The sequence below is a fragment of the Chryseobacterium sp. JJR-5R genome (assembly GCF_034047335.1).
Lineage (GTDB): Bacteria > Bacteroidota > Bacteroidia > Flavobacteriales > Weeksellaceae > Chryseobacterium.
Map to the genome: position 1 here is coordinate 1,243,988 of NZ_CP139137.1, position 16,491 is coordinate 1,260,478.

A 16,491-nucleotide genomic window follows, 5' to 3' on the forward strand; every position below is an offset into this window, starting at 1 on the left:
ATAATAATAAGCAGGACAGTAACTGATATTCTATCGTGATGATAGACAGCATCATTATAAAGCACTTAACATTTAGAGCGAAATTTGCATCTAAATAATAGTTGAAAAAATCAGTTTCAGCTTCTGTATTTTAAGATTATAAATGAAAATGAATAATAAGATAAAAATGAAGAACATATTGGTATTTTTCGGAATGATTCTGGGAATAGCTGTTTTTGCCACAGGATGCGGAGATTCAAAAAAAATGAAGGCAGCAGGCAATACAAAAGAAAATGAGAACGTTATGGATAACAAAAATGTAAAGGAAATTTATTTTGCAGGAGGGTGTTTCTGGGGAACAGAGCATTTTTTCCAGCAGGTTCGCGGAGTCGTAGGAACAGAAGTAGGATATGCCAATGGGAATACTAAAAACCCGACGTATGAAGAAGTGGTAAGCCATACGACAGGCTTTGCAGAAACGGTAAAAGTAAAATATGACCCGGAGCAGGTTGATGTAAAGCTGCTGATTGATCTATATTTTAAGACAATCGATCCTACCAGTATTGACAAGCAGGGAAATGACAGAGGAAACCAGTACAGGACGGGAATTTATACAAGTGATAAAGAGACCCAGGCTATCGTAAAATCTGAAGTTGAAAAACTGGCTAAAAATTACAGTAAGCCTGTTGTAGTGGAAACGGTTGCTTTGAAAAATTTTTATAAAGCAGAAGACTATCACCAGGATTATCTGGACAAAAATCCGGGCGGATACTGCCATATTGAACCGGGACTTTTTGAAATGGCAAGAAACGCAAACCCGCTTCCGAAAAAAGAAACAAAATACCAGAAGCAGGATAAAAAGGTGTTAAAAGAAAAACTGACTTCGGAACAGTATAATGTAACCCAGGAAAACGGTACTGAAATGCCTTTTAAAAACGAATACTGGGATGAAACCCGTGAAGGGATTTACGTGGACATTACTACGGGAGAGCCGTTATTTATTTCTACCGACAAATTTGAATCCGGATGCGGATGGCCAAGCTTCTCCAAGCCGATTACCAAAAAACTGGTGGAAGAAAAATTAGACAGGACGGCAGGAATGACCAGGGTTGAGGTAAGAAGCAAAACCGGGGACGCCCATTTAGGTCACGTTTTCAATGACGGACCTGAGGAAAAAGGAGGGCTCAGATACTGTATTAACAGTGCTTCGCTTAAATTTGTACCTAAAGCAGAAATGAAAGCAAAAGGATACGGAGAATATATTGCTCTGTTGGATAAAAAATAATATTATAGTGTTTAAGTGAAAGTGTGAGTGATTGAAGGACTGCCTTAGGGCAGTCTTTTTTTATAACTATTGTTGATCATTCAATACGGGAAAATGTGGTAGAAATGGAAGTATTTCTGTTTCAGATTATTGCAGTTGAAATCTTTCTTTAATGCTTAACATGGAGATATTTAAAAATAAAAGGAATCCGAAAATAATAAATAAAGCACCTTTTGGAAGTTTGGAAATATTTTCAAGAAGTATTTGATAATACTGTTCATGTAATACATCAGAAATCCTATCCATGAAAGTTGGCTTTACATAAGTATAAATTACATCATCACAAAAAAGACATTCAGATTTTTCTTCTGTAACATCAGAATCTTTATAATTTAAAATAGCAAAAAAATTTCCTGTTTTTTCTAAATCGAAAGCATAAGTTTCCTGTTTTGTAATGGCCATATCATTGGTTAAAGACACAAAATCTCCGTAAGGTATTTTTTTTATCTAAAATGAATTCGAGTCCTGTATTTTTTTCATTTCTATTTTGAAGCGCCTTTACCTCGGAAACATATAATGCTGAATTTTTCTTTGCCTGTGCGGGATTAACTTTTATCTTCTTATATTTCCGGTTTCTGAAAGGTTCAAAAGTCTGATTCATATTACTTTGATCCTTTGTAAATTTTGCGGGAAGTCCAATATCAATGACATTATAGGTTGTTGTGTCAATATATGGATTGATATAATACCAGAATAAAACAGGAATCAGTAAGGCACTGATCATTCCCGGAACATAAAATATTTTTTTCACAGATATTATTTTTCGTAAAAATAATGAAAAATTCGATCCGTTTTTTTCTGTACAAAAAAAGTGATCCGGAAGCCGGACCACTTTCAAAAAACAATCTTCAAATATGAAGGTAATATTTAAATTTTTTTAATCTTATTGAGAATAATTACCAGTCTCTTTTTCTTAGAATAAAGTAGGATCCGAAGATAAAAATTCCGCACCATACCAGGCAGGCGATCATGCTTTCCGTAGGGTAGTGGAATTCATATTTCATTCCCATCATTTTGGCCATATTCAGCCTCATCATCGGATTCGGAATCAGGCTTGACATGCTTTCCAGCGGTAAAAGATGGGTAATAAAAAAATCATTCTGCAATACATCATTTCTCTGAGGGCCCTGCATTCCTTTTACTTTGGTAAATACTTCCACCGCCGTTAAAATTCCTTCAACAATCCAGAATACAAACAGGGCAAGAAAAACAAATACCGATTTTCTCAGGAGGATGGAAAGAAACATCAGGAAGCAGAAAAACGTAAACAGTTTTACAAAGTAATTCCCGATGAAGAAGATTTCACTGAAAACCGTTTCCGAGTCGGTTGTTTTAGAATATTGATATCCCAGAAACATGGTGATGGCAAACACCACTACTGTTGAAACAATGGTAAAAACAGCAATGGTCAGCAATTTGGAGCTGATGAATTCCTTCCTGCTCAGCCCGTCAATGGTATTCTGCTTGAACATCCGGTTGCTGAATTCCTGGCAGATGGAAAAAACAATGATCAGCCCCAGGAATATTTTCAGAAGAGCAACAATCCAGGTCGTGAAATTCCATATTTCCGGGAAATTATAAATGCCCTGTTCTTTCAGGTTGATGGTTCCCCCGAAAAGATCAAAATCCACCAGTCCGATGAAAAGCAGTGCAATAAGAATCGCAAAATACAATGCTGTAAAAATCTTGAATGGCCGGTAATTCAGATTTTTATAATATTCCAGTTTTAATAGTTTCGTCATGATTATTTTGTGTTTTTTACAAGTTCAAGGAATTGGGATTCTAAAGACATTTTTTTCTTGGTTAAATGAGAGAGGAAAATCCCTTTTTCAGCCAGTTTCTGATTCAGGTTGGACGCTGAGATGGACGCATCGTCACGGATCTGGGCTTTCAGCAGATCGCCTTCCTGTTTTACTGCGGTGAACCAATGGAGTTCTTCCAGTACACTCATTAATAAGGTATTATTGTCTGCTCTTAATTCAAAAAAGCCATTATTGGCGGTCATTTCATCAACCCGGCCGCAATAGAGGGAATTGCCTTCCTTTAGAACAATTACATGGCTGCATATCTTTTCAATTTCATCCAGCAGGTGGCTCGCAATGATGATCGTAATGCCCTGTTTTGCAATATTGCTGATGATTTCACGGATCTGAATGATTCCTTCCGGATCAAGCCCGTTCGTAGGTTCGTCCAGAATCATCACTTCAGGATTATTGAGCATGGCAGAAGCAATGGCAAGACGCTGTTTCATCCCCAGGGAAAACGTTTTGAAGGTATCTTTTTTCCGTTCCAGAAGGCCTACCGTCTGCAGGACTTCATCAATCCTCTGCTGAGGTGTTTCCTTGATTTCCGCTACAATCTTCAGGTTGGTTTCTGCGCTCAGGTAAGGGTAAAAGTTCGGTTGTTCAATAATGGCCCCGATTTTTTTTAAAGTATCAGGGTCAGTTCCTTTTTTCCCGAACCAGTACCATTCGCCGCTGGTGGGGTTAATGGTAGAAAGCAGCATTCCGAATGTAGTGGATTTCCCGCTCCCGTTCGGGCCGAGGAGTCCGTAAACATTGCCCCGCTCCACATCAAAGGAGATGTTGTTGACTACGGTTCTCTTGAATTTTTTAGTCAGGTTCTTGACAGATAAAATTTTTTCCATGTAATTTGTTTTACTCTATAATAGTCTCTGCTGCAAGTAAATTGTTACAAAATTGATTAATAAATACTTTCCGCGACATGATCTGTCTTCAAAATAGATATGTTTAAACGAAGTCCGTTGCATGTAATGCTGTACGCTGAAAACCGCATGATAAAGGCACCCATATGCGTTTATTGTATGCGGAACAACAGAAAAACCGCTCCTGATTTCTCAGAAATCATTATATTTATACCATTAACAGGTTATTATGAAATTGATTCAACTGGCTGAAGAACTTCATGTTTCTGCCGAAGCTATAAAACAGTTTATCCAGGATTTTGATCTTGAGCTGGGCGAATGCATCAGTACCAATTTTGAAGTAAAGGAAGATTTTGAAAAATTTGCCCGCGAAAACATAGCGTTTTTAAGGCGTTATGAAAAAGATCTCGGTAAAGAAAAAACAGCAGGACAGATTGCGGATAAGATCAACCAGCCAAAAGAGAAAGTTGAACAAGCTATCAAAGAAACCGACCCGAATATTTTTGATAACGGGTTTTTCAAGTCATCGGTCTCCAGCTACGGCATTGATAATAAACTCGGCGGGAATTATCAGTTTGTATACAACTATTTCGGACATACCACCAGCCTTCATAAAAGGGATTTTATCGGCTACCGGGATTTGTTTTTCTACATTTCCGGTGTTCTGGAGCCCTTTATCAATCCGCAGCAGATCAAAGATTGGGGAATCAACAGGCCGGCAGGGATTGTCCTGTACGGGCCTCCGGGAAGTGGTAAGATTTTCTGGGCAAAGAAGATCGCGGAAATCATCGGCTATCATTTTAAAGAGGTAAAAAAACACTACCTGGGCACTTCTTTTGTGGACGGGAACCAGACTGATTTTAATGATTTTATGGCAACGGTGATGCAAGACGACAGGGTATTGCTGTTTCTTACGGATTTCGATGAGATCATGATGGCCAGAAAAGCTGATAAAAATATAGCTTCATGCCATCTGGAAACCCGGGAAGTCATCCTGCATTATATTTCAAAATTTGAGCAGGAAGATATTCTGATGGTTGGTTCCGCCACTTCTGTCTCGGATATTGATGAAGAAATAATAGCGCCAGGAAGATTTGATGTCATGGTTCCCGTATTTCCTCCCAATCTTGCGGAACGGTCTGAGATTATCCTGTATGCCATGACCAAAAACCTGGAGAAAGATTCCCTGCTGTATAAAATTCTAAAAAACAACAAAGCGGACCGAATTCCTTTCTGGCATGACGTTTCATCTAAAATGAAAGTATTCAGCAATACCATGCTGATTGATTTTACACAAAGCCTCAAAAAACGCATCAAGCATCAGTACTATAAAACCAGGAATGAAAGCCTGAAGATTGATCAGTTGCTTTTAGATGCTGCGCTGAGAGATGCCGCCGGAAAACTGACGAGTGAATACCTGGACCAGATTGCCGTTTTCCTAAGAAATGTAGCCGCCCATAATGCGGACCAGTTCCAGTACAGGATGCACAGCCTGAAAACCGAGCTGGATTCCTACAAAGCGGTGGAAGAACCAAGAAGGATTATCGGGTTCCATCATCATGGTGAAGATAAAAGTGAGCAATAATAAATTCCGTAGAATCCGCTTGTTGTTTAATTATTACTGACACAAGTAAGGCTTCACAGGAAATAACTGATCATTCACCGTTCACAAGGAATAGGTAATCTCCGGTTATAAAACAAATATCCGTATTTTTGCAAAAAATAAACATTCGTGATTAACAACGACCATATAAAAGAAACCCAGGCAAGAATCGATGACCTGTACAAATATCTTCAGATTGAAAAAAAGAAGATTGAAATTGCCAATGATGATGAAAAAACCGCCGCGCCGGAATTTTGGGACAACCCTAAAACCGCGGAAGTATTTTTGAAGCAGCTCCGTTCCAAGAAAAAATGGGTGGAAGCCTATGACGAGATCAATACCCAGTTTGAAGATATACAGGTTTTGGTTGAATTTGCCAGGGAAGACCCGGATTCTGAGAAAGAACTGGATGAAAATTTCCCTAAGCTGCTAGAAAAGATTGATGACCTTGAGTTTAAAAACATGCTTTCCAACGAAGGTGATGAGCTGTCTGCCGTACTGCAAATTACAGCCGGAGCGGGAGGGACGGAAAGTTGCGACTGGGCTTCCATGCTGATGAGGATGTACACGATGTGGGCGGAAAAGCAGGGCTATAAAATCCGTGAGCTGAATTTTCAGGAAGGTGATGTGGCCGGCATCAAAACGGTAACCATGGAAATTGAAGGTGAATTTGCCTTCGGATATCTGAGAGGGGAGAACGGCGTACACAGGCTGGTAAGGATTTCGCCTTTCGATTCCAATGCCAAACGCCATACGAGCTTTGTTTCCGTATATGTGTATCCGCTGGTGGACGATACCATTGAAATCAACATCAATCCTGCCGATATTTCATTTGAAACGATGAGGTCTTCCGGAGCGGGAGGGCAGAACGTAAACAAGGTGGAAACCGCCGTACGTCTGCGCCACGCGCCGACAGGGATTATCATTGAAAACTCAGAATCGCGTTCCCAGCTTCAGAATAAAGAAAAAGCTATGCAGCTTCTCCGTTCCAGATTATACGAAATGGAACTGGAAGAGCGCCTGAAAGCCCGTAACGAAATTGAAGCTGGCAAGATGAAAATAGAGTGGGGAAGCCAGATCAGAAACTACGTTATGCATCCTTACAAACTGGTAAAAGATGTCAGGTCCGGATTTGAGACATCGGATGTGGATTCTGTGATGAACGGAAATCTCACCCCGTTCCTCAAAGCGTTTCTGATGGCTGACGGGACGGCGGTTTCCGATGATGACATGGAGCTGTAAAAGTCATATTTAAATTTAGTTAAAATCTTATAATAAATTTCCTTTTGATCTTTATTAAGCTTATTTTTGTTGCTTATCAAAGTGTATGGAAGATTTCAATAACTGGAAAGATTTATTAAATCCGGAATTTTATATAGACAACGGCGGTTTTTGGTTGATTTTATTTATCATTTTTGCTGAAACCGGCCTGTTTATTGGGTTTTTTCTTCCCGGAGACTCTTTGCTTTTCGTATCGGGGATTTATGCGGTTAAGATCATTGCAGAGACTTTCGGGTCTACGGGCAGCGATTTTTTAGATACCACGATCCTGGCTTCATGTGTGGCCGTTGCCGCCATTATCGGTAATGAAGTGGGCTATTATTTCGGGCGCAAAGCCGGACCGGCCCTGTACAGAAAGAAAGACACCATGCTGTTCAAGAAAAAGTACCTGTACCAGGCGCATGATTTCTTTGAGAAAAACGGTGCCCTCGCGATCATCATGGCAAGGTTCTTACCGGTAGTAAGGACATTCACGCCCATCGTGGCAGGTATCGTGAGGATGGATAAAAAAGAGTTCCTCAGAGACAATATCATCGGAGCGGTACTGTGGTCGTTTATACTGATCTTTGCGGGACACTACCTGGATAAACTGTTCATGGACCAGTTTCAGATCGACCTTAAAAAGAAACTGGAACTGATTATCATCGTTATTGTTCTGATAACTACAGTACCGATAATCATCAAATTCCTTTTCGGGAAAAAAGAAGATTTTTCCAAGTATGAAAACCACAATTTTGACGAGGATAATAAATAAGGATACGTTAGATAACAATAGAAATAACCTGCTTTGAAAAGCAGGTTATTTTTTTGATAATAATATCACTTTAAATTAATGATTGGATTTTCTTTTGTCAGAATAACATAAGCCTGAAAAATAATCTATAACATCTAACTTCTCAATTTTTAATCCATTCTAAAATATTGGGATAAATAATGCTGTCTCTTTTCCTTTTACTGAAAAACCGCGGTACATGCCCGGTTCTCTCCATATAAATGAATCTGTGCGGAACGTTCTGCGCAGTTAATACCGAATCCAGGGCCAATCCCTGTTTCCGGTTTACCAGAAAATCGGTTGTGCCCTGGAAAAACAAGGTTGGGACAGGGGAAACATTGTAAATCGGGCTTGCTTTTCTGAACTCTTCAGACAGGTCCTGACGGTGAAATTTCTCGCCGACCATTTTCTGGATCGTAGGGGAAGAATATTTGGAATAAAAAGAATTCAGGTATTCCGGGGAGTAAAAATCAGTCGGGCCGCTCAGGGAAATAATTTTTTTTATCTGATCCGGATGCCGGTATCCGTACAGCAGAGAAAGGTGACCGCCGGAGCTTTCTCCCAGAATAATATAATTGTCCGGCTGAAGGCCGGCTTTCCCTGCCAGTTCATTGAACTTCGCAATCACAGACTGAATGTCTTCAAGCTGCTGTCTGTAGGTGATCTTTTTTGGTTTTGAAACCAGCCTGTAATTCATATTAATGCTCGGGATGTTATTCTTGAAAAGCATTTTCTGAACCTGGATCATGTGTTCTTTCTTTCCCAGTGTCCAGGCGCCGCCATGGACAATGAGTACAACCGGAGCATCTTTGGCATAATCAGACGGAAGAAAAACATCCATCTTCTGTTTTTTATGCTCTCCGTATTTCAGGTTATAGATTTTCTGTTCATTCTCTGTTCCTACCCAGACTTTGAATTTCCTTGTATTGCATGAATTGAGGACAAAGCCAATTAAGCCTAAAACAAAGAAATGGTATTTGAGAATCAGCTTTTTCATAGAATAAATGTACATAAAATTAGGGTTGTAATTAAATCTCAACAGATGATTTTTAGCATCATTCTGCGTTCAGGAAAAGAATTTATCATTTGAATTCATGTAAAATAAAGTCCGGATCACAGAAGCACAGTCATTAGAGTACAAGATAAAAAAGCCTTTCTTTTCCCTTATCTGTAAGCATTGCTGCGCCTATTCCCCACACTTCCTTCATGCCTGAATCAGTGTTTAGATCCAGTCTCAGCAGGGCCTTAGATCGATAATATTAATTTCATAAGCCGCTTCATCTACTATATCGGCAACAGGTGCAACTGATGTTATCTGCAGCCGCTGCTTCATGCGGATTTTTCAGTAATAGTTTTAGGTGAAGTATAATCTAGGGCGGTCATCTTTTTTACCGGATTTAATAAATCCAGAACATATCAGGTCTGTGAAAAAGAAGAACACGAAATCAGTAACACAAACTGTAAGAAATTTATTTAGGTCTCTTTTTTGATAAGTGAATACCTTGAACATTAAACCTTTGATTATATATTGTTTCACAGGACAGTATTTAACAGGTGTTGAGATCAGTAATCAATGGAAGAAATTCTGAACGCATATGTAACCAGGAACTTATTTTGATTTCTTTTAAAACCTTATATAATCATTCAATAAGTCGAATTAAATAATTATTTTTGCTTTTAACAATTATTAAAAAAATATTAAAAATTTATGGCATCTGGTTTTTTTGCAATTTTGGATGATATCGCTGCTTTGATGGACGACGTAGCGGTTACCAGTAAAATAGCTACACAAAAAACGGCAGGCATCCTTGGTGACGACCTTGCGGTAAATGCTGAAAAAGCAACAGGTTTCCTCGCTTCGAGAGAGATACCGGTACTGTGGGCCATTACAAAGGGTTCCTTCATTAACAAATTAATCATCCTGCCGGTTGTATTTCTACTGAACTGGCTGTATGAACCGGCCATTAATTATGTGCTGATTCTGGGAGGATTGTACCTTGCCTTCGAAGGGGTTGAAAAAATCATAGAATTCCTGTTTCACCGTGAAAAAAAAGGCCATGAGGTGGTGGAAGAAGTTAAAGAAGAAGGCCAGACCCCTGAAGAAATAGAAAAAACAAAAGTGAAATCAGCCATTACCACGGATTTTATCCTGTCCATTGAGATTGTCATTATTGCGTTGGGAACGGTGCTGGAAGAAAAGCACCCTTTTATTACACAGATTTTAGTAACGAGCCTGGTGGCATTCATAGCTACGGTGGGAGTGTACGGAATTGTTGCCCTGATCGTAAGAATGGATGATGCCGGATTTAAGCTGATTAAAAAGAGCAATGACAAAGGATTCTTCGGAAAGCTGGGCCATTTGCTGGTAAAGGCTTTACCGATTGTCATCAAGGCACTGGGCGTCATCGGCACCATTGCTTTAATTATGGTGGCAGGCGGGATTTTTGCGCACAGGATCGATTATTTCCACCATATTTTGCCATCATGGTCTTCCAGTAAAACCCTGACTGTCCTGAAAGAAGTGATACTGGGACTGGCAGGAGGATTGATCGCCGTTGCTCTTTTCACCATCGGAAAGAAAATCTACAGCTTGGTACGCGGATAATGAAATCAGATTAAATCATTAATTATTCATTTGGATTAAAATAACAGAAGCTTATGAATGCATCAGGAAAATCCTGCATTCATAAGCTTTTTTTGTGTAACGTTGTGAACAGGAATGTTTACTGTTCCTGCTTTTATTACCTTTGTGAACCGCTTTATCGTATTGACGAATCTGTTACTTTATAGATTCGTCTATAGAAAGATTATTGACATATGCCAATTTGATAGGTGTCGCATCAACAAACTCCGAATGGTTAAGGTCAATGTTTTCCTCTGTTTTTAATTTCTCATAAAAACTCAGGATTTTCCTTTTGTGGCTGCTGTTCCTGATGTAGTTATTAAAAAAAAGTTCTGCGGTTTCTTTATCTGAACAGCATAACAGAAAATCAATCGGGCTTAAGGAATCTTCACAATGCATATTGAATCTTGTTCCGTTATTTTTAAGAAATTCGATGGCGTTTTCCCTGGAACTGAACACTTCAAATATGGGAAGTACATATTTTTTAATGCTGGCTGCAATCTCATTTACCGACTTTTCAAAACCCAGTCCGGCAACATTCCATTTTTTCCATGTATTGTAAGGCGTAATATAGCCGAGATGGCTTCCGTAAATTACCCCGTTGCTGAATTTATTGCCGGTATGTGTAATCTGCCATTTCTTTAAGGCTTTAGAATAAATGACAATATCGGGAATAACCATGATATGGGAAGAAAAGTTTCTGAAATCACTTTGAAAAGTGATCTCAAAGAAAATGTCTTTATCTGCCGAGATCTTTTTTAGCCTCTGCCCGTTTTTGTATTTTTCAAAACCTTCAAGTTGGTCAGCTACTGCGTGGCATGCGTTTAAAAATATCGTTTTTGTATCCATCATTTCCGTCAGTATCTTGGTGCTTGGGCAAATATAAATTAATATTTACGGATAATAAAGGCGCTAAGGAAAAGATGTAACTTAGAATGCTCCGCAGTAATCTCTCACATTTTTATCAAACGCGTAAAATATGGCCAGATCATTCAGCTGTTTTTCGGTAAGGTTGATTTGTTTTGAAAATCCGGCGTGGGCAGCATCAAAAGCTTCATCATGCAACTTGGTAAATTCAGGCTGCATTTCGGTCCCAGGATATTCTGCTCGTGCAACATCATAGTATGAATCATCAATTTCGTATGCTCTTTTTATAAAATCGCAGTAACTCAATGCCCTCTTATCAAGTGAATCCAGAAGGGCAGCCAGTTTTTCCTTATCATTCTTATGTTTTAACTGCGGTAAAATTTCTTTACGGAACTGATCGTTCGGTAAAATGTATTGTTTTGTTTCAGCAATATTTTTTTCAGCAGCTGATTTCATCTTTTCATTCCGACAGGAAATCAGTGATAACAGCAGGAAGACAGATACGGTTTTCTTCATGGCTTGATTATTTGCTTCAAAGTTAAACCGGAGAACAGTCCATAAAAAAAGGATTCCCGTAAGAATCCTTTATATTTTAGTTGAACAAATCTTTCACTTTATCAAAGAACGTTTTTTCTTTTCCGGAAGGTTCTGCAACCATTTCTCCGCTGCTCATCTGCTTTTCAAAAAAGTCTTTTTGTTCTTTCGTCAGCTGCTGCGGGGTCCATACATTAATGTGGATGAACATATCGCCTTTTCCATAGCTGTCGATGCTTGGAAGGCCTTTCCCGGCAAGTCTTAAAATCTTTCCGGACTGGGTTCCCGTATCAATGGTGATTTTTACTTTTCCTCCTACCGTAGGTACTTCCTTCTTGGTTCCCAATGCGGCTTCGGCAAATGAGATGTAGAGTTCCTGGTGAAGGTTGTCACCTTCTCTTTTGATGGTTTTATCAATTTCCTCTTCAATAATCACCAAAAGGTCTCCCGGAATCCCTCCGAAGGGCGCGTCGTTTCCTTTTCCCCTTACATTAAGCTGGATCCCGTCTCTTGCCCCTGCCGGAATATTGATTGAGATTTCCTCTTCATCTTTTATCAGGCCCTGTGCATTGGCACCTGCTGGAATTTTATCCGCCACTTTCCCGATTCCCTGGCAGGTTCCGCAGGTCGTCTGGGTCTGCATCTGCCCGAACATCGTATTCATCACTTTCAGCTGGACTCCGGAACCGCCGCAGGTAGGGCAGGTTTTTGAAGTGGCGCCTTCTGCCATCTTCATTTTTCTGACCTTGATGGTTTTCTGTGTCCCGTTTACCATTTCTTCAAGGTTCAGCTTGATGCGGATTCTTAAATTAGAGCCTTTCACCTGCTGACGGCCGCCGCCACCGCCGAATCCACCGAAACCGCCGCCGCCGCCGAAAATGTCACCGAACTGGCTGAAGATATCTTCCATGTTCATTCCGCCGCCGAAACCTCCGCCGCCGCCAAAGCCGCCGTTTCCGCCAACGCCTGCATGGCCGAACTGGTCATACCGTGCACGTTTCTGCTCGTCGCTCAGCACTTCATAAGCTTCTGCCGCTTCCTTGAACTTATCTTCCGCCTCCTTATCACCCGGGTTTTTATCAGGGTGGAATTTGATGGCCATTTTACGGTATGCTTTCTTTATTTCGTCGGCTGATGCAGATTTGCTGATTTCAAGAACCTCGTAATAATCTCTTTTTGACATGTTGTTATATGAGTAATTGATAATGGGTAATCCTCAATAATCAGTTTTTGAATATCATGGATTACCCATTGCGTATGTTTTTAATTTCCGGTTACTACTTTAGCAAAACGGATTACTTTATCTCCTAAGGTATAACCTGTTTCAATAACATCCACGATCTTGCCTTTCAAATCTTCTGACGGTGCAGGAATCTGCGTAATCGCTTCATGGAAATCCACATTAAAGCTGTCTCCGGCTCTTACTTCCATGATTTTTAAACCTTTCTCAGTCAGTTTGCTCTTGAATTTATTGTAGATCAGTTCAACCCCCTGAAGGTCTGCAGGGTTTCCGTTTTTGGCAATTTCCTTCAGTGCTCTTTCAAAGTCATCCAAAACCCCAAGCATGGAAACCATCATGTCCTGATTGGCATACTGGAAGAACTCCATCTTTTCTTTTGACGTCCTTTTCTTATAATTTTCAAATTCAGCATACAGCCTGATGTAACGGTCTTTTTCTTCTGCCAAAAGTTCCTCGGCAGAGGGCTTTTCTGTCACTTTGTCTTCTAATACAGCTTCATTCTGAATATTTGTTTCTTCCTGATTATTGATGCTTTCTTCGTTAATATCCTGGTTTTCCATAATTCAATATTTATTTTCCATAGTATTCACAAACATGCTGCCAAATAAAAAATCAGGACATTTAGGCATAAAATCGTATTGGAACCTTCTTATATGCATTATGGACAGGAAAATGGACGATTGCTTAGCAGAAAATTGAGTAAATCAGGAGCTGTTTCGCGCTATCCACTCATACGCCTCGCACAGCCGCTTTTTCCATCGCCTGCTGTGGGGTAACCGTTTCTATCGCGGCTAGGGTAGCTGCCATTTTAATAGCTTTCAGGTATTTACATACAATTTTCATATCTACTTAATTATTCCCCGAAAAATGTCTGGTACAGAAGGTAAAGATTTAAAATAATAATAACCACGGAGATTACCCAGACTGAAATTTTAAGAAAAGGCTTGTTGACAAATTCACCCATCTTGGCTTTGTCATTCGTGAACATTACCAAAGGAACGACAGCAAAACTCAGCTGCATCGAAAGGATCACTTGGCTTAAGACCAGAAGTTCTGTCGTGCCCTGCTCACCATACAGGATAGCCACAATCAAAGCAGGAATTACAGCAATCAAACGGGTAATTAGACGCCTTAACCACGGTTTCAGCCTGATATTCAGGAATCCTTCCATTACAATTTGTCCGGCTAGGGTTCCCGTAAGCGTAGAATTCTGTCCCGAAGCGAGTAAAGCAACGGCAAAAACAATACTTGCCATGGAAGCTCCCAGAATAGGGGTCAGCATTTTATACGCATCATGAATATCCGCAACATCCTTATTGCCTGAAATATGAAAAGTGGCAGCAGCCAGAATTAAAATGGCACCATTGATGAAAAAGGCCAGCATCAGGGAAACCGTGCTGTCCAACGTCGCGAATTTTATCGCTTCTTTTTTCCCTTCCCGGTCACGCGTATAATCCCTCGTCTGAACAATGCTGCTGTGAAGATACAGGTTATGGGGCATGACGGTGGCCCCAAGAATCCCTATTGCAATATAAAGCATAGCAGGGTTCCGGATGATCTCCGCTTTAGGAACCAGCCCTCCCAGCAGTTCATTGATCGCAGGTTTTGAAATCACCAGTTCATAGATAAAACAGGCAAGGATAACGAAGATTAGTCCGCCAATAATGCTTTCGATCCATCGGAATCCCTTCGACTGAAGCAGAAGGATAATCAGTACATCAACCGTGGTGATTACAATTCCCCACGTAAGAGGAATATGGAACAATAGATTCAGGGCAATGGCAGAGCCGATGACTTCTGCAAGGTCGCAGGCAGCAATGGCAATCTCACAGAATACCCAAAGCATAAAATTGGTTTTAGGTCCGAAATGGTCCCGGCAGGCCTGCGCAAGGTCCCTTTCTGCAACAACACCCAGTTTTACGGATAAATGCTGGAGGACCATCGCAAAAATATTTGAAATTAGAATTACCGAAAGCAGGGTATAACCGAACTGTGCGCCTCCCGCAATATCGGTTGCCCAGTTTCCAGGGTCCATATATCCTACCGCAACCATAAGGCCCGGACCTGCAAATGCAAGGTATTTTCTCCAAAAGCCGGCGTTTTTAGGAATCTTTACCGAAGAATAAACCTCTGCAAGAGAATTTGAAGTTTTATCTTTTCGCCAGGCACTTTTTAAATTCAGGTTCATAATGTTAGGAATGACTAACAAATATAGTTAAATAAATAAAAATCACAAAATGATAAAAGCGAATCCCGGAAAAATAAATATTCCCGGGATTCATGATATATGTTGAAAGGTTATTTTGCAAATCTTACCGCCATTCTTCTGTCGGTAGCCCTTTCTGCATCTGAAGCCGATGCATCCACGGTAGCAAACTCGCTTCCGTATCCGTCAGCATCCAGTACCTGTGATCCTACACCCTGCTTACCTAACCAGGATTTAATGAAATCCGCTCTTTCACCGGATAATTTCATGTTCTGAGCTTCGTCCCCGGTTTTATCCGTATAGCCTCCGATTTTAATTTTTGCATCAGGATATGCTTTCAGAATAGCTACCAGATTCTGCAGCTGTCCTTCAGAACCGGTTTCAAGTTCATTGGCACTTCCCATCTTAAAGTTCACATGGTCAAAATTGTACCATTGTGTTTTCAAAGCATCATCATCCTTGGCATTTTTATAGCCGTCAGATTTCATAAAAGTAATCATCTGGTCTTCCATTCCTCCACGGTAGCCTTTCAGGGCAGTTCCATTCAGGTCAATATCTTCATCGGTTCTTGAAGCAACCACAGTGGCTCCCGTAGCGTTTGCCGGAGTAACTACTGTAGCAGTATCCGTATTTACGGTCCCGGAATCCGTAGGCGTTGTGGTAATGGTGGTTTCTTTCTTCTCGCACTGCTGCCAGATAAAATAAGCGGCTGCAATTAGAAGCAGGAGAGGAAGGAGCCATTTCCAGATAGACCCTTTGTCATCCACTTTTCTGTCAGGAAAAGTTCCTTCCGGCGCTGTACTTCTCGTTACTTCTACCTTGGGCTCTTCATGAGCAGGAATATTTATTTTGTCACCGTCATTGTCAAATTTGTACCGGGCATCCCAGTCGCCCATACTTAAGGAAGCAAAAGAAAGCCCTGTAGGCAGAAGTCCTGCAACTGTTCCCTGCTGTTCTTTCAGCAGTGCTGAAATTCCTGCCTTATCCAGATTGTTGTCAGCTGCATATTTTCCTAAAGTTCCTACAACAGCTGCCGTTACTACATTCAGTAAAGCACCTGAAGAATCATTGCTGATGCCTGCATACGATGCTACAGCAGTGATCAGTCCGCTCAACTTATCGCCAAAAATAGAAGATACAACGTCGGAAATCTCTGAACTGGTAGAAGTTACTCCTAACAGATTTCCCAAAACTCCGTTTGAAGAAGAACGGGTAACAGCATCCAGGACATGCGGATTATCAGCATCGTTGGCAAGTCCGCCTACAACAGCCGGCAGTAAACCGCCTATTGCTTTGGATATTCCCGATTCGCTTTCTCCGAACTGTGATGCAGCCTGAGATACCAGGGCGGGCCCCAGTTGTCCTTTAATTAAATCAATGATGTTTAAAGACATAAT

16 protein-coding genes are annotated in these 16,491 nt (G+C 40.5%); 5 read left to right on the top strand and 11 right to left on the bottom strand.

Annotated features, from left to right (window positions below; genetic code table 11):
* Window positions 1-166: 166 nt before the first annotated feature.
* Window positions 167-1,264, top strand: coding sequence for a peptide-methionine (R)-S-oxide reductase MsrB (msrB, locus tag SD427_RS05800; RefSeq protein WP_320560332.1), 1,098 nt, complete (start codon window positions 167-169; stop codon window positions 1,262-1,264).
* Window positions 1,265-1,390: 126 nt separating this feature from the next.
* Here the strand turns inward: msrB and SD427_RS05805 are convergent, their stop codons facing one another.
* The 4 genes from SD427_RS05805 to SD427_RS05820 all read right to left on the bottom strand — a co-directional run bounded on the left by SD427_RS05805 (window position 1,391) and on the right by SD427_RS05820 (window position 3,950).
* On the bottom strand, window positions 1,391-1,705 hold the full coding sequence (locus tag SD427_RS05805; protein ID WP_320560333.1) for a hypothetical protein: 315 nt from the start codon (window positions 1,703-1,705) through the stop codon (window positions 1,391-1,393).
* Between the two features lies 1 nt (window position 1,706).
* Complete coding sequence (locus tag SD427_RS05810) at window positions 1,707-2,054, bottom strand: hypothetical protein (protein ID WP_320560334.1); 348 nt, start codon at window positions 2,052-2,054, stop codon at window positions 1,707-1,709.
* A 145-nt stretch (window positions 2,055-2,199) separates the two neighbouring features.
* Entirely contained in the window at window positions 2,200-3,045 is an 846-nt protein-coding gene (locus tag SD427_RS05815; protein ID WP_320560335.1) for an ABC transporter permease, read from the bottom strand.
* 2 nt (window positions 3,046-3,047) lie between these two features.
* Window positions 3,048-3,950: an ABC transporter ATP-binding protein gene (locus SD427_RS05820; RefSeq protein WP_320560336.1), complete on the bottom strand. Its 903-nt coding sequence runs from the start codon at window positions 3,948-3,950 to the stop codon at window positions 3,048-3,050.
* 247 nt (window positions 3,951-4,197) lie between these two features.
* Between SD427_RS05820 and SD427_RS05825 the strand changes: the two genes are divergently transcribed.
* The 3 genes from SD427_RS05825 to SD427_RS05835 all read left to right on the top strand — a co-directional run bounded on the left by SD427_RS05825 (window position 4,198) and on the right by SD427_RS05835 (window position 7,606).
* The gene (locus SD427_RS05825) at window positions 4,198-5,553 is read left to right on the top strand and encodes an AAA family ATPase (protein ID WP_320560337.1); all 1,356 of its coding nucleotides are present in this window, start codon (window positions 4,198-4,200) and stop codon (window positions 5,551-5,553) included.
* Window positions 5,554-5,700: 147 nt separating this feature from the next.
* Window positions 5,701-6,813 (top strand): peptide chain release factor 2, encoded by a 1,113-nt coding sequence (prfB, locus tag SD427_RS05830; protein WP_320560338.1) that lies wholly within the window; start codon window positions 5,701-5,703, stop codon window positions 6,811-6,813.
* A gap of 85 nt (window positions 6,814-6,898) precedes the next feature.
* Window positions 6,899-7,606 (top strand): DedA family protein, encoded by a 708-nt coding sequence (locus SD427_RS05835; RefSeq protein ID WP_320560339.1) that lies wholly within the window; start codon window positions 6,899-6,901, stop codon window positions 7,604-7,606.
* 142 nt (window positions 7,607-7,748) lie between these two features.
* Here SD427_RS05835 and SD427_RS05840 read toward each other — a convergent pair whose 3' ends face one another.
* The gene (locus SD427_RS05840) at window positions 7,749-8,621 is read right to left on the bottom strand and encodes an alpha/beta hydrolase (protein WP_320560340.1); all 873 of its coding nucleotides are present in this window, start codon (window positions 8,619-8,621) and stop codon (window positions 7,749-7,751) included.
* Window positions 8,622-9,332: 711 nt separating this feature from the next.
* Here SD427_RS05840 and SD427_RS05845 point away from each other — a divergent pair.
* Window positions 9,333-10,229 (top strand): DUF808 domain-containing protein, encoded by an 897-nt coding sequence (locus tag SD427_RS05845; RefSeq protein ID WP_320560341.1) that lies wholly within the window; start codon window positions 9,333-9,335, stop codon window positions 10,227-10,229.
* 174 nt (window positions 10,230-10,403) lie between these two features.
* Here SD427_RS05845 and SD427_RS05850 read toward each other — a convergent pair whose 3' ends face one another.
* The 6 genes from SD427_RS05850 to SD427_RS05875 all read right to left on the bottom strand — a co-directional run bounded on the left by SD427_RS05850 (window position 10,404) and on the right by SD427_RS05875 (window position 16,488).
* Entirely contained in the window at window positions 10,404-11,099 is a 696-nt protein-coding gene (locus tag SD427_RS05850; RefSeq protein ID WP_320560342.1) for a hypothetical protein, read from the bottom strand.
* Window positions 11,100-11,177: 78 nt separating this feature from the next.
* Window positions 11,178-11,630 (bottom strand): hypothetical protein, encoded by a 453-nt coding sequence (locus tag SD427_RS05855; protein ID WP_320560343.1) that lies wholly within the window; start codon window positions 11,628-11,630, stop codon window positions 11,178-11,180.
* A 76-nt stretch (window positions 11,631-11,706) separates the two neighbouring features.
* The gene (gene dnaJ / locus SD427_RS05860) at window positions 11,707-12,831 is read right to left on the bottom strand and encodes a molecular chaperone DnaJ (protein WP_320560344.1); all 1,125 of its coding nucleotides are present in this window, start codon (window positions 12,829-12,831) and stop codon (window positions 11,707-11,709) included.
* 80 nt (window positions 12,832-12,911) lie between these two features.
* A complete protein-coding gene (locus SD427_RS05865; RefSeq protein ID WP_414017708.1) occupies window positions 12,912-13,448 on the bottom strand; it encodes a nucleotide exchange factor GrpE in 537 nt (178 codons plus the stop codon).
* A 293-nt stretch (window positions 13,449-13,741) separates the two neighbouring features.
* Window positions 13,742-15,076, bottom strand: coding sequence for an Nramp family divalent metal transporter (locus SD427_RS05870; protein ID WP_320560345.1), 1,335 nt, complete (start codon window positions 15,074-15,076; stop codon window positions 13,742-13,744).
* A gap of 110 nt (window positions 15,077-15,186) precedes the next feature.
* Window positions 15,187-16,488, bottom strand: coding sequence for an OmpA family protein (locus SD427_RS05875; protein WP_320560346.1), 1,302 nt, complete (start codon window positions 16,486-16,488; stop codon window positions 15,187-15,189).
* Window positions 16,489-16,491 lie beyond the last annotated feature (3 nt).

Excerpts from the sequence above, each read along its gene's own strand:
- SD427_RS05815 (WP_320560335.1), bottom strand. The coding sequence starts at position 3,045 with ATGACGAAACTATTAAAACTGGAATATTATAAAAATCTGAATTACCGG.
- SD427_RS05850 (WP_320560342.1), bottom strand. The coding sequence starts at position 11,099 with ATGATGGATACAAAAACGATATTTTTAAACGCATGCCACGCAGTAGCT.
- SD427_RS05840 (WP_320560340.1), bottom strand. The coding sequence starts at position 8,621 with ATGAAAAAGCTGATTCTCAAATACCATTTCTTTGTTTTAGGCTTAATT.
- SD427_RS05865 (WP_414017708.1), bottom strand. The coding sequence starts at position 13,448 with ATGGAAAACCAGGATATTAACGAAGAAAGCATCAATAATCAGGAAGAA.
- dnaJ (WP_320560344.1), bottom strand. The coding sequence starts at position 12,831 with ATGTCAAAAAGAGATTATTACGAGGTTCTTGAAATCAGCAAATCTGCA.
- SD427_RS05855 (WP_320560343.1), bottom strand. The coding sequence starts at position 11,630 with ATGAAGAAAACCGTATCTGTCTTCCTGCTGTTATCACTGATTTCCTGT.
- SD427_RS05870 (WP_320560345.1), bottom strand. The coding sequence starts at position 15,076 with ATGAACCTGAATTTAAAAAGTGCCTGGCGAAAAGATAAAACTTCAAAT.
- SD427_RS05825 (WP_320560337.1), top strand. The coding sequence starts at position 4,198 with ATGAAATTGATTCAACTGGCTGAAGAACTTCATGTTTCTGCCGAAGCT.
- msrB (WP_320560332.1), top strand. The coding sequence starts at position 167 with ATGAAGAACATATTGGTATTTTTCGGAATGATTCTGGGAATAGCTGTT.
- SD427_RS05820 (WP_320560336.1), bottom strand. The coding sequence starts at position 3,950 with ATGGAAAAAATTTTATCTGTCAAGAACCTGACTAAAAAATTCAAGAGA.
- SD427_RS05835 (WP_320560339.1), top strand. The coding sequence starts at position 6,899 with ATGGAAGATTTCAATAACTGGAAAGATTTATTAAATCCGGAATTTTAT.
- SD427_RS05805 (WP_320560333.1), bottom strand. The coding sequence starts at position 1,705 with ATGGCCATTACAAAACAGGAAACTTATGCTTTCGATTTAGAAAAAACA.
- SD427_RS05845 (WP_320560341.1), top strand. The coding sequence starts at position 9,333 with ATGGCATCTGGTTTTTTTGCAATTTTGGATGATATCGCTGCTTTGATG.
- SD427_RS05875 (WP_320560346.1), bottom strand. The coding sequence starts at position 16,488 with ATGTCTTTAAACATCATTGATTTAATTAAAGGACAACTGGGGCCCGCC.